The sequence below is a fragment of the Prevotella fusca JCM 17724 genome (genome assembly GCF_001262015.1).
GTDB classification, from domain to species: Bacteria; Bacteroidota; Bacteroidia; order Bacteroidales; family Bacteroidaceae; genus Prevotella; species Prevotella fusca.
This window is the reverse complement of sequence record NZ_CP012074.1, coordinates 1297547-1309992: the sequence shown is the minus strand read 5'-3', so window position 1 is coordinate 1309992 and position 12446 is coordinate 1297547. Positions and strand designations below refer to the sequence as shown.

Genomic DNA, 12446 nt, shown 5'->3' with positions numbered 1-12446 from the left:
GATACATTTTGCCCGTTTTATCGTTCATTATAGTACATCATCATCTATTATCCTCTCACCTCCAGCAAAACATCCTCCTCCTTCGGAGGGCTTGGGGAGGATCTTAATTCAGGACAATGTTTACACGTAGGATTTTATCAGTTTTATTGTTATTTACCGCCCTCATCGTCCATGCACAGCAGGCACGGTGGGTGGGTACGTGGGCTTGTGCACCACAGACCGTTGACAAGGCGTTCATGCCTTATAACAACCAGATGACCAACCGCTCCGTGCGGCAGGTTGTGAAAGTCAGTATTGGCGGCAGTATTATCCGCTTGCAGCTAAGTAATGAACTCTCTTCAGAGCCTGTTGAGATTACCAGTGTCTATATAGCAAAGGCAGGAGAAGGACATGAAATCCAGAAGAACTCGGCAAAGTATCTTCTGTTTCGTAATAAGCGGAGTGTTACCATACCTGCTGGAAAGGCGGTGTTCTCGGATGCGTTGAAGTTCAACCTGCAACCCTTGGAACGTTTGTCGATTACAATCAACTACCTCAAGGCTCCGAAAGAGCCTACAGTTCACATGGGTTCGCGCACCACATCTTACATTATGCGTGGCGTGACAAACGCCTATGCCGATTTCTCCACAGCCTTCAAGGAAGACCATTGGTTTAATATTTCCGCCATTGACGTGTTCGACTCCTTTGCTTCCAGTATTGCCATTCTTGGCAACAGCATCACCGATGGTAAGGGAAGTACCACGAATGGGCAGGACCGTTGGCCTGACTTTATGTCAGCTGTACTGAACGGAGAGAACGTTTCCAGTGCTCCGAAAACTCCGAAAACGGGTGTGTTGAACCTTGGAATCGGTAATAACCGCATCCTGTCTGTGGGGTTGGGACAGCCGGGAAAGGAACGCTTTGACCGTGATATACTTGGACAACGTGGACTTCGTGCGGTAATCATCTTTGAGGCAATCAATGACATTGGCACTTCTACCAATCCTGAAGAGACTGCCCGTCAGCTGATTGAAGCCTATCATGTGATGATTACGAAGGCTCACCAGCGTGGACTGAAGGTTTATATGGGTACGATAACACCTTTCAGTGGCTGTAGATACTATTTTACCGAAGCACGTGAAGCGGCACGCAAGACAGTGAATGAATGGATAAGAACAACTCGGGAAATCGACGGTTTCATCGACTTTGATGCCCTTATGTGCGACCCTGTTGCACCTGAACAGTTGCGTAAGGAATGGCATATTGGTGACTGGTTGCATCCTAACCCTGCGGGATATAAAGAGATGGGGGAGTATGCGGCGAAGAAGATGTAGGATTTCTCCCAGCCCCTCCGAAGGAGAGGAGCTTCCTTTTTTGCTATGACTTGGAAAAAGAGGTAAGTTTATGGTGGGGTAGATTGACAGATGTTTTATCGTTGGAAATAGATTGAGGATATTTTTGGCTCTTCTCCAAAAGCATCTGATGCATTATTGTAAAACTGCTTGAGGATGACGCAAGCTCTTCTTTAAAACCGTTGGATGGGCTGGTAGCAGTTATTATAAAGAGCTTGATTGTGGGCTCTGTTTCTTCCAACAAACTACATATTCTGGATTTATCAGTACGCTGATAAATATGTTTTTTACGAAAATAATTATTTATTCTCGTGAAAAAAACAATTATTCTCACGAAAGTTATGGGTTTGCTTTCGTGAGAATAATAGGGGTTGTAATGCTTTTCTTTTATAGAAAAGATATGTTTTAAAAGTCTGATTATAGCTTGATAATCAATGTGATTACACCTTTCTGGAAAGGAAGGAATGTTATTCTGCCGTCAGTTCAAGCACCCGGCTTGCACTCTCATAGGCTGAGAGAACCATCAGCCCCACTTTCATCAGGTAATCACCCGTGTATCTTTGTCCGTTGCAGTGCAGTGCAGAAGTCGTGTTAGGCATAAGATTGATTTCCTTCACCGTGTAAGTGCGGTTGGCATCCAGCCCCTGTAGGCGTACAGCCTGCTGTGGTTCGGAGTAGCGTGGGTGCAGGTCGTAGGCGAAGAGCACTGCCTTCTTCTTGTCCTGCGATACATAGTTTACTGCCATATGATGGGTCTCGTAGGGTGAAATCAGGCGATAGAGCTCTCCGTCAAGAATGACATTTTTCAGTCGGTTCCAGTTAGTAACGGCATCCTGTGTGAACTTGTAATCCTCCGGTTTCATCGTTTTCAGGTCAAGGTCGAAGCCGAGTTTACACATACTTGCTACGTCTGTCCGGAACTTGATGCTTGTTCGTCTGTTCCAGTTCGTGACGTGTGCTGCCAGTGCCTTTGATGGGAAGAACTTCGACATACTGTATTGTATGTAGAGACGTTCGTATGGGTCGGTATCGTCGGAAGGCCAGAACTCACCGTAATATTTCAAAGCCTGATAGTCGCATCGGCCGCCACCACCAGAGCAGAGCATCATCTCCAGCTTTGGATATTTTGCTTGAATACGGTCGAGAACCTTATAAAGCCCGCGTACATATTCGATGTATAGGTTGCCTTGGTTTGCCTTCTGATAAGGAGAGTATATGTTTGTGATAGGGCTGTTGCAGTCCCATTTGAAGTAAACAATGCTCGGATTCTCCGTCATCAGACGGTCTACGATACTGAAGACATAGTCCTGTACCTCCGGATTGGAAAGGTCGAGCACTAATTGATGACGGTAGTAGTATGTCTCACGGTTAGGCAGTTCAATCACCCAGTTCTTATGTTTCTCGTAGAGTTCACTCTTAGGATTGACCATTTCAGGTTCAATCCACAGCCCGAACTTTACGCCCGCTGTCTCTGTAGCTTTGGTCAATGCAGGAATACCACCGGGCAGTTTTGTGCGAGTTGGTTCCCAGTCGCCCAGTCCGGCACGATCGTCCTTGCGTGGGTACTTGTTGCCAAACCAGCCGTCATCCAATAGGAACATGTCAACACCCAGTTCCTTTGCGTCCTTCATCAGCAGTGCAAGCGTCTCCTGAGTGAAGTCGAAGGCAGTATTCTCCCAGTTGTTGAGAAGCGTCATACGGTTTCCCTCGCCGTTCCAGAGCTGATACCTGCGTGCCCAGTTCTGCAGATTACGGCTTGCCTGACCTGTTCCGTTCTCGCTCAAGGTGAAGATGAATTCTGGTGTTTTGAAATTCTCGCCAGCCTTCAGCTTATAATTTGAAGCGTAAGAATTGATGGCGGGGATGACACGGAGGCAGTTTACATTGTCTATCTCAAAGGTAAAACTGAAATTACCTGTCCATCCGATAGTGCCCAGCATCACCCGTCCTTGGTTCTCCTGTGCAGGCTGGTCGAAGCCTATTTCAAAGAAAGGCTCACTCTGTTCGGCTGCGCGTGTGCCAAGTTTCGTGTCTACAATCTTCTTGCCAAACTGTAATTGCTGTACGGCTGGCTGACCTTCACGAGCCCAGTCGCTGTGGTAGTTGGTAAGAAAATACTTGGAACTGTTGAAATAGAACATACCACTTGCGTAACGCCAGAGTATGATGGACGACTTCTCGTTGTGCTTTATCTCGCTCCATGTCTTGATGACATTCTCCTTCATATATGCCACATAATGGAGGGTTACCTGCACAGCATATTTGTCGTCAGCTAACTCTATGATGGTTTCTGTTCCACCTGGTACGGCTTTTTGTGTACTTTTTTTATAATATAAGTAAGTAGTCTGATTGCCGTCTGCGTGTGTAATCGCCAGTGCCGGTTCAAACATATCCTCGCCGCCCGAGCCCGGATAAGCCTCACGCCCACGAATGCCATAGGCACCGTCAGAGCCAGCATAGATGTTCCAGTTGAAGTGGTCGAAGTCTGCTGTGCTGTTCAGTTTCTCGCCTAAGTAGACCTGATAGAGTCTGTTCTTAGGTGATACCTGCAGAATGAGGTCAATGTTATCCGTGTTGATGCGGATGGATTGTTTGTCGGCTGCTCCTATGCTGAGGCTTAGGAGGGTGCAGACGAAGAGTAATAATAGCTTTTTCATCTGTGTATTCTTAATTGTTCTTGTTATTTATATTGTGTCCGCTCTTGCTGTTATGAAGTTGTTATAAAGCAATGCTGTTCTCTGCTTCGAGGTCTATACCAGCTTCCACAGTTTCCTCTTGCGGCTTTTCCATCTTCTTTTTCATCCTGCTTTTAATTGACCTTATGGCTTGTGACGTACAGCAGAAGGCATCAGCTTTCTGCTCGTCGGTCATTCCGTTATGTTCCATTATGTAGTAGAATGTCTCCTTTGGTGTGAAGGCATAACGGGGATTGTTGAGGATATAGGCAAGGTCATAGTCAAAGTTAGGCATAATAGCATTGAGTGCCTGCTGTTCACGTTTGCCCATCTGTGAGATGTTCCCACCTTTCAGAATCATGTAAAGTGTGTCTATTCCCAGCTTGATCTGCTCGATGGAATCAGCTGTTTTGTTGTCTCCACTATGTATATGTACCTGTTGTCTCAGTTGTTCCAGTTCGTTGAGTTTGCTGTCAATTTCAGCTTTCATTTCGTCAATTGTCGCATTCTTGCGTCGGAGGGTCAGCTGGATGTTCTGCTCTGTTTCCTCCTGTTGTCTGCGATAGACAAGCAGTTGTTGGTGCATACGACGGCGAAACCATATTACGATGCCCACTGTAAGGAGTATCAGAAGGATAGCAAGATAAGCGATGTAGAGTTGCAGCTGTAGGGCTTTACGCTGTGCGACAGCCACCTCATAGCGGTCCTGAACCTGCACAATCTCGATGTCTTTCTCCGGTGAAACCGATAAAATCTGTCTTTTTTCTATTCGTTTCCGCACCTCTTCGATGTGGCGTTCCTGGTCTTTTCGTATGCGAGGCTTGAAGGATTCAGCCTTCTTGACATACAGCAGGGCGGAGTCACGTTGTCCCATTTGGTTGAATACGGAAGCCTTCCCGATATAGATGTCGGTCAACCGGTGGCTTCGTTTGTTCCCATTACTGTGTCGGGCTGCGTGGTTGAAGTATTCGAGTGCCAGTTTATATGCGCCGTTCTGTGCGTTCAGTTGGGCTATACGATAGTATGTGTTGAACTTCAGTGAGTCTTCTGTTACGGTGAAAAGGTGCTTTTCTGCTGCTTTCAGCTGACACATTGCATTGCGGGTCTTGTGCTTAGCCATGTAGAAAGCTGCACTGTCAAGCCGCATACGGGTGATTCCATCGTCTGTGGCAGGATAGTTGGGAAGTTTCTTTTGGCTGCACGAAAGCAAAGTCAAGAGGCTTACCAGTAGTAAAAAGGTTCTTTTCTTCATACTTGCAAAGATACACATTCTGCTGCGTATTGCCAAATCAGGGTGAGGGGAAAGGAGGTGAAAAGCTATCTTGAAGCTCGGTAAAGTGCGAAAAAGAAGGAACTTTTATAACTTATGTTGTGTCAAAGAATTGGTTTGTTTGTCTGTAAGTAATTGATAATTAGATTTCTTTCTGTTGTGTCTGTGTCAATACCAAAGGGGGTGTTGCATTGCGTGACATTCTTGTTTACCTTTGCATTGACAATAAGTTCTAATATATGTCATCTGCAAATCATAAACCTGCGGCGACGTGATTGCGTTTAAGCGTTGGCGCAGGTTTTTATTTAAGAGTTTTCCCAAGTCTTCTCAAGTTGAGGAGATTGTTTATAATAGTTTCTCGAAAGGCAGCGTTAAATAGCTGTAAAGGAGAATAAATCAAAAGGTTTATATGGTGAAGCGAATTTTGTCAGCAATGTCACTCAGTATCTTTATGGCAGTATTGGTTAATGCCGAACAGAAGGATATTCCGATGAAATCTGATAAAAAAGAGGTTCGGAAAGATTCTGTCGATACTATAAAAGTGGTAAATGAAACACCTGTGAAGATTATTTGTTGTATTCCTCCAATGCCATCTTTTCCAGGTAATATCCAACAGTTTCTTAGTGATAATCTGGTATGGCCAGCTGGTCGTAAGAACAAAAAGGTTGAAGGAAAGGTGATTGTTAAGTTTTATATAGAACGTGACGGCACTTGTTCTCAGTTCAAGATACTTCGTTCGTTGAACCCTGCTTTTGATGCCGAGGCGTTAAGGGTATTGAAGTTAATGCCGAAGTGGAATGTGGATTCAATGGCTGAAGGTGGGACTTGGTTTGTTTTGCCTGTTAGATTTAAGAAGCAAAAAAGTCAACTTTAAAAGTATATTGTCATGATAAAGAAATTGTTGTTAGTCCTATTAGTAAGTTTGTTTGCTGTTGGTAATGTCAATGCGCAGAAGCAGAAAAGGTCGATGAAACCGAAGAAAAAGGAATGTTTTGAACGTCCTTACTGTGTAGAACCAAGCGTTTCTCCTGTTTGCGATACATTGAATGTGGACACATTAGGGGCAAAGATGTTTGAAACAGTTGAGGGATTGAAACCTTCATTTCCGGGTGATCTGTTGAACTTTATAGCATTAAATCTCCAGTATCCGCCCGAATTGTCTGAAAATACGGTGTCGGGAAGAGTTATTGTAAAGTTTTTTGTGACCCCTTCTGGTCGTTGTTGTCTGTTTAGGATTATGCGTTCCGTAGACCCATATTTGGATAGGGAGGCACTTCGTGTGCTGAAACTGATGCCTGCATGGGAGTGGGAAAGAAGACCGAAGCAAGGAGTTTGGCAGCTTGTACCAGTCACTTTCAGGTTATTATAAGAACAGGTTGCTCATATTACAGCCACACGTTGTAAGGTGTTTAGTCGTTGTTAAGATTGGTGCTTGCCCTCCGCACGGTTGGTGTTTGCCAAGAGCACCAACCGTGCGAAGCACCAGCACATAGGTAGAAAAGAGTAACTGTAGTCTATTAAGCAGCTGGGTTATGCTTTCAATCAGTATGACAAAGGGCGGACTAAATCCATACTTTTCTTTCTATAAGTTTCAACCTCAAATTTCCAACGGCTTTTTGCCACAGTCTTATTCTTTTATCGTACCTTTGCAGTAACGAAGATAATAACAAAAAATAAAGGAATAATTATGGCAAAGAAAGCTTTATTGATGATCCTTGATGGATGGGGTAACGGTAAGCACGGTAAGGGTGATGTAATCTATAACACACCGACACCTTACCTGGACTATTTGAATGCAGTCAGTGCACACTCTGAGTTGCAGGCTTCAGGCGAGGATGTAGGTCTTCCAGACGGTCAGATGGGTAACTCTGAAGTTGGTCACTTGAATATCGGTGCTGGTCGTATCGTTTACCAGGACCTCGTGAAAATCAACAAGGCTTGCCAGAGTGGTGACATCTTGAAGAACCAGGGTATCATTGATGCATACAGCTATGCACAGAAGAATGGTAAGAAACTCCATTTGATGGGTCTGACCTCAACAGGTGGTGTTCACTCTTCACTTGACCACCTCTTCAAGCTCATCGAGATCGGTAAGGAATATAATCTCAAGGACGTTTACGTTCATTGCTTCATGGACGGACGTGACACTGACCCGAAGAGCGGTGCTGGTTTCGTTGCAGACATTCAGAAAGTATGCGATGCAAATGATGCACATATCGCTTCGGTTGTCGGTCGTTTCTATGCAATGGACCGTGACAAGCGTTGGGACCGTGTAAAGGAAGCATATGACCTGCTCGTTGAGGGCAAGGGTGTACAGGCTGCTGACATGGTCAAGGCTGTTGAGGCAAGCTATGCAGAGGGCGTGACTGACGAGTTCATCAAGCCTATCACAAACTCTTCAGTGAATGGTAAGATTGAGGAGGGTGACGTTGTCATCTTCATCAACTTCCGTAACGACCGTGCCAAGGAGCTTACATTGGTACTCACACAGCAGGATATGGCAGAGGAAGGTATGCACACAATCAAGGACCTGCAGTTCTACTGTATGACTCCATACGATGCAAACTTCAAGAACGTGAATATCCTCTTCCCGAAGGAAAACGTAATGGATACACTGGGTGAATACCTCAGCAAGCTCGGCAAGAAGCAGCTTCATACAGCTGAGACGGAGAAGTATGCGCACGTAACCTTCTTCTTCAATGGTGGTCGTGAACAGCCTTATGAGGGTGAGGACCGTATCCTGGTGCCTTCTCCAAAGGTGGCAACATACGACTTGAAGCCAGAGATGAGTGCTTTCGAGGTGAAGGATAAACTTGTTGGTGCTATAAATACACAGGAGTACGACTTCATCGTTGTGAACTTTGCTAACGGTGACATGGTGGGTCATACGGGTGTTTACAATGCTATTGCAAAGGCTGTATGGGCTGTTGACCATTGCGTAAAGGAGGTTGTCGAGGCAGCGAAGGCTAACGATTATGAGGCAATCATCATCGCTGACCATGGTAATGCGGATAACGCAATCAATGAGGATGGCAGTCCAAACACTGCTCACTCGCTGAATCCTGTACCATTCATCTATGTTACTGACAACAATTCAGCAACTGTAAAGAATGGTCGACTGGCTGACGTTGCGCCTTCAATCCTTCACATCATGGGCTTGGAACAGCCTGCTGATATGACAGGTGAGAACCTTATAAATGACTAAACAGGTTTTAATAAAACTAAAATAATCGTATCCCAAAGGCTGAAAATGTCTTTGGGATTTGTTTTTTCCTTATCTTTGTACCCGTAAGGAATTTTTCCTTTTTGAGTTTTATAGATGTTAATGTCTAATTTTTAAATAGTAAATTATTATGGATTTAAAGAAAATAGCGTTATCTTTCGTAGTAGCATTCGGTCTTTGTACACTCAGTGCACAGGCGCAGTGTGCAGTAAAGTGTGATAACACATCCAGTCAGCAGCAGGTTGACAAGCAGGCAAAGAAGTGTCCGAATTCAGGAAAGAATTGTGACAGGCAGCAGACTAAGGCTTGCGATAAGCAATCATCAAAGGCTTGCAAGAAGCAGTCAGCGAAGGCTTGTAACCAAAGAAAAAAGAACTGTCAGCCAGTCTGCAAGAAAGAAGGAGCAAAGAAGGTACAGAAGTGCTGCAAGAAGTAATGCAAGTGAAATAAGAGTAATTGATTACTTGAAAATAAGAAAGTCGTGTCGGAAAGGCACGACTTTTTTGTTATTATCGGAACTTTATCGTACTTTTGTAGAAAGTAATCTGCACTCGGCATAATGAATGCAAGCATTCTTCTGCTCTCGTTTGCATTACTTTTGTAGAAAGTAATCTGCACTCGACATAATGAATGCAAGCATTCTTCTGCTCTCGTTATATTATTCTCGCAGATAAAAAATATCGCAATGAACGTAAAGATAGAACCATCGTGGAAACAGCAACTGGGTGGTGAGTTTGATAAACCTTACTTCCAACAGCTGGCAGAACAGGTAAGACAAGAGTACGCACAGTATCCTTGTTATCCACCGGGACAACTGATATTCAATGCCTTTAACCTTTGTCCTTTCGATAAGGTGAGGGTTGTGATTATCGGACAGGACCCTTATCACGAGCCGGGACAGGCAATGGGCTTGAGCTTCTCGGTGCCTGATGGAGTGCCACTACCACCGTCATTGCAGAATATCTATAAGGAGATTGCGGCCGATTTGGGTACGCCAACCCATCAGTCGGGCGACTTGACACGCTGGGCAGAGCAGGGAGTTCTCCTGCTGAATGCTACGCTTACAGTCCGTGCACACGCAGCCAACAGTCATCAGCAGTTAGGGTGGGGTACTTTTACGGATGCGGCTATCAAGGCTCTCAGTGATGGACGAGAGAACTTGGTCTTTATGCTTTGGGGAGGTTTTGCTCGTAGTAAGAAGAGTCTTATCGACCAGCAGCGGCACTGTGTCATAGAGAGTGTACACCCTTCGCCGCTCTCTGCGAACCGTGGAGGATGGTTTGGGCAGCATCAGTTCTCACGTTGTAATGCCTATTTGACTTCTTGTGGGCTTTCGCCTATTGAGTGGTAATGTTAGTCAATAGCTATGGAATGGGTTTTAGAAGAGTCATGGCGTGAGAAGCTGAAGGATGAACTGGATAAATCCTACTACAAGGAATTGGTAGAAAAGGTTACAGGGGAGTATAGGAACAATGCTTGCTATCCGCCTGAAGAGATGATTTTCAATGCCTTCAACCTTTGTCCTTTTCATAAGGTAAAGGTTGTTATTGTGGGGCAAGACCCTTATTTTAAAGCTGGTCAGGCTATGGGTCTGAGCTTTTCTGTCTCTGAAAAAGAATCTCCTCTGCCCTCATTGCGAACTATCTATAAGGCACTTGGGGTCAGTATCGATGGGGCTGATAAGCCTTCGGGAGACCTTACACGCTGGGTTGAACAAGGTGTGTTGTTGTTGAATACAACTCTGACTGTGCGTGAGAATCAGCCTAACAGTCATCGGAAATACAAGTGGAGGCTTTTCACGGATGCTGTTATCAGGGCACTGGATGCTGATCGTGAGCACATTGTCTTTATGTTATGGGGACGCATTGCGCAACGAAAGGAGCGTTTTGTTCATGTAGATAATGATAGGCATATGGTACTAAAGGCAGTACACCCTTCACCTTTGGCTTTTTGTCGTTATGGAGAATGGGATGGAAAAGACCATTTCGGGTGCTGCAATATATATTTAAAGGAGAATGGAATTGTGCCTGTTGATTGGATGGTAGTGGGTCAATAAGTAGGCGAGCGAACAAGTTGATAAGTAAACGAGTTGCTTGTTTAAATGCGTATAAGGCGTATTTGCCTTGTAAGGCTTATAGGGATAAGATAGCTTGATTTCCAAATTAAAGCCTTAAAATAAGGTTCGGAGGGATTTTTTTTCGTGAAAATAATTTGAAGAAGCACCCTGAATCAATGAACAAAGGGGGTAGAGAGTACGGCAAAAGACAGTTGAAAATGAAATAATTTAGCGTTAAGAAAGATGGGTAATACGTATAATCATATTTTTATGGTGGGTAATGTGCTTGTCTCACCGGACATCATTAATGTAAAGTTCTGCTGCGACCTTGATAAATGTCACGGTCAGTGCTGCATTGAAGGCGATGCCGGTGCACCCGTAACCTTGGACGAGACGATGGAGATTGAGAATGTTCTCGATACCGTTTGGGGTGATTTGTCGGCCTCAGGGCAAGCAGTTATCGACAAGCAGGGCGTTGCTTATACTGATGAAGAAGGTGAGCTGGTGACGAGTATTGTTGGCGGTAAGGATTGTGTGTTCACTTGTTACGAGAACGGCTGTTGCCTTTGTGCGCTGGAGCGTTCTTATCGTAATGGTAAGACCGGTTTTGTGAAGCCTGTTTCTTGTTCATTGTATCCGATTCGTGTAAAAGACTTTGGTAACGGTACCTGCGGTATCAATTACCATCATTGGCGTATCTGTTCGGATGCACGAAAAAAAGGAGAAGAACTGAATCTTCCTCTTTATAAGTTCTTGAAGGAACCGCTCACCCGCAGATTTGGCAAGGAGTGGTATGAGGAGTTGTGTGAAGTAGCTCTTCAGTTGACAAGTGAACAAGTTGATTAGTTGACCAGTTACTTGTCCAAAGGATAATCCTCTTTGGTCTATATCGGCAGTAACTTGTTTACCCGTCTACTTGTTAAAACCCATCAACTTTTCCTGAACTGTGAGGGACTCATCCCCACGTGCTCCTTAAAGTATTTACCCATGAAACTCTGATTGGCAAAGTTCATCTCATCGGCAATCTGCTTGATGCTCATCGTACTGTTCCTGAGCATCACACGCAACTCACGTGTGACGTAGGAATCAATCCATTCGCTTGGTGTCCGTCTGCTGACAGTGCGCACGGTTTCAGAGAGGTATTTTGACGTGATGCACAGATGCTTGGCATACCAGCTGACGCGACGTTCGGTGCGGTAGTTCTTTTCTACAGCTTGTATGAAGTTGTGGAAGATAACCTCAGCACGTGTCTGTCCCTCATCTCCAACCTGTTGGAAGCGGTAGATGATGTTACTCATGTCGATGATCAGTGCCTTCAGCATCGTCATGACCAGTTCACGGCGGAAGCGATGACCAGTATCTTCAATCTTCTGTCTTATATGTATGATGTCGTTCTCCAAAGCCTTTGTCTGTTCTGATTCAAGGTGGAAAACGGGATGTGTACGTGCAAAGAGGAAGAGAGCTGAGAGTCCGTGTATTCCACTGACGATGTTTTGGAAGAAATCATATGACATGATGAGTGCTATTCCCTTGCAGTCAGGCGATAGGATATAGTCGCCTACAACCTGCTCTTCACTTATGATGATGACATCTCCGGCACTTACTTCATGTTCTTTTGTGTCAACTGTGTATTGGGCTTTGCCGCTGGTACAGAGCGCAAGGAAGAGCGACTTCATGCGTGAAGGATTTGCAGGAAGCGGTACTTTCGTTATATCCTCAAAGAGAATCAGGTCGTTGTCTATGTATTTCCCTTCGGGATAGACATGCTTGGCATGGGCTACATTTACTTCGACGAGTCTTATGTTTCTGTTCATTTTCCTTTTGTTTTGAAACTGCAAATATACTCATTTATTTCTTTTTTCGGTACGTTTATGGGAAAAAAGGAACAATT

11 protein-coding genes are annotated in these 12446 nt (G+C 44.7%); 8 read left to right on the top strand and 3 right to left on the bottom strand.

Annotated elements, in window-relative coordinates; all coding sequences use genetic code 11:
* The first annotated feature begins 116 nt into the window (after positions 1–116).
* Positions 117–1313, top strand: coding sequence for an SGNH/GDSL hydrolase family protein (locus ADJ77_RS05435; RefSeq protein WP_050696113.1), 1197 nt, complete (start codon positions 117–119; stop codon positions 1311–1313).
* Between the two features lie 485 nt (positions 1314–1798).
* On the opposite strand, the gene ADJ77_RS05430 is transcribed toward ADJ77_RS05435, so the two are convergent.
* Complete coding sequence (locus ADJ77_RS05430; protein ID WP_050696112.1) at positions 1799–3988, bottom strand: alpha-galactosidase; 2190 nt, start codon at positions 3986–3988, stop codon at positions 1799–1801.
* Positions 3989–4049: 61 nt separating this feature from the next.
* Positions 4050–5276: a hypothetical protein gene (locus tag ADJ77_RS05425; RefSeq protein WP_050696111.1), complete on the bottom strand. Its 1227-nt coding sequence runs from the start codon at positions 5274–5276 to the stop codon at positions 4050–4052.
* A 409-nt stretch (positions 5277–5685) separates the two neighbouring features.
* Here ADJ77_RS05425 and ADJ77_RS05420 point away from each other — a divergent pair, with 409 nt between their 5' ends.
* The 7 genes from ADJ77_RS05420 (at position 5686) to ADJ77_RS05390 (ending at position 11401) form a co-directional block, all read left to right on the top strand.
* Positions 5686–6150, top strand: a complete 465-nt coding sequence (locus tag ADJ77_RS05420; RefSeq protein ID WP_050696110.1) for an energy transducer TonB — start codon at positions 5686–5688, stop codon at positions 6148–6150.
* A 12-nt stretch (positions 6151–6162) separates the two neighbouring features.
* Positions 6163–6645, top strand: a complete 483-nt coding sequence (locus tag ADJ77_RS05415; RefSeq protein ID WP_025077854.1) for a TonB family protein — start codon at positions 6163–6165, stop codon at positions 6643–6645.
* Between the two features lie 318 nt (positions 6646–6963).
* Positions 6964–8481, top strand: a complete 1518-nt coding sequence (gpmI, locus tag ADJ77_RS05410) for a 2,3-bisphosphoglycerate-independent phosphoglycerate mutase (protein ID WP_050696109.1) — start codon at positions 6964–6966, stop codon at positions 8479–8481.
* A gap of 148 nt (positions 8482–8629) precedes the next feature.
* Positions 8630–8935: a hypothetical protein gene (locus ADJ77_RS05405; protein ID WP_042740838.1), complete on the top strand. Its 306-nt coding sequence runs from the start codon at positions 8630–8632 to the stop codon at positions 8933–8935.
* A gap of 249 nt (positions 8936–9184) precedes the next feature.
* Positions 9185–9850 carry a uracil-DNA glycosylase gene (locus ADJ77_RS05400; RefSeq protein ID WP_025077855.1) on the top strand — a complete coding sequence of 222 codons (666 nt, stop codon included), beginning with the start codon at positions 9185–9187 and terminating at the stop codon, positions 9848–9850.
* A gap of 15 nt (positions 9851–9865) precedes the next feature.
* On the top strand, positions 9866–10555 hold the full coding sequence (ung, locus tag ADJ77_RS05395) for a uracil-DNA glycosylase (RefSeq protein ID WP_025077856.1): 690 nt from the start codon (positions 9866–9868) through the stop codon (positions 10553–10555).
* A gap of 243 nt (positions 10556–10798) precedes the next feature.
* Positions 10799–11401 (top strand): DUF3109 family protein, encoded by a 603-nt coding sequence (locus ADJ77_RS05390; protein WP_025077857.1) that lies wholly within the window; start codon positions 10799–10801, stop codon positions 11399–11401.
* 83 nt (positions 11402–11484) lie between these two features.
* Here the strand turns inward: ADJ77_RS05390 and ADJ77_RS05385 are convergent, their stop codons facing one another.
* Positions 11485–12369, bottom strand: coding sequence for an AraC family transcriptional regulator (locus ADJ77_RS05385; RefSeq protein ID WP_025077858.1), 885 nt, complete (start codon positions 12367–12369; stop codon positions 11485–11487).
* Between the last annotated feature and the right edge of the window lie 77 nt (positions 12370–12446).

Coding starts and splice junctions, on each gene's coding strand:
- ADJ77_RS05435 (WP_050696113.1), top strand. CDS start 117: ATGTTTACACGTAGGATTTTATCAGTTTTATTGTTATTTACCGCCCTC.
- ADJ77_RS05430 (WP_050696112.1), bottom strand. CDS start 3,988: ATGAAAAAGCTATTATTACTCTTCGTCTGCACCCTCCTAAGCCTCAGC.
- ADJ77_RS05425 (WP_050696111.1), bottom strand. CDS start 5,276: ATGTGTATCTTTGCAAGTATGAAGAAAAGAACCTTTTTACTACTGGTA.
- ADJ77_RS05420 (WP_050696110.1), top strand. CDS start 5,686: ATGGTGAAGCGAATTTTGTCAGCAATGTCACTCAGTATCTTTATGGCA.
- ADJ77_RS05415 (WP_025077854.1), top strand. CDS start 6,163: ATGATAAAGAAATTGTTGTTAGTCCTATTAGTAAGTTTGTTTGCTGTT.
- gpmI (WP_050696109.1), top strand. CDS start 6,964: ATGGCAAAGAAAGCTTTATTGATGATCCTTGATGGATGGGGTAACGGT.
- ADJ77_RS05405 (WP_042740838.1), top strand. CDS start 8,630: ATGGATTTAAAGAAAATAGCGTTATCTTTCGTAGTAGCATTCGGTCTT.
- ADJ77_RS05400 (WP_025077855.1), top strand. CDS start 9,185: ATGAACGTAAAGATAGAACCATCGTGGAAACAGCAACTGGGTGGTGAG.
- ung (WP_025077856.1), top strand. CDS start 9,866: ATGGAATGGGTTTTAGAAGAGTCATGGCGTGAGAAGCTGAAGGATGAA.
- ADJ77_RS05390 (WP_025077857.1), top strand. CDS start 10,799: ATGGGTAATACGTATAATCATATTTTTATGGTGGGTAATGTGCTTGTC.
- ADJ77_RS05385 (WP_025077858.1), bottom strand. CDS start 12,369: ATGAACAGAAACATAAGACTCGTCGAAGTAAATGTAGCCCATGCCAAG.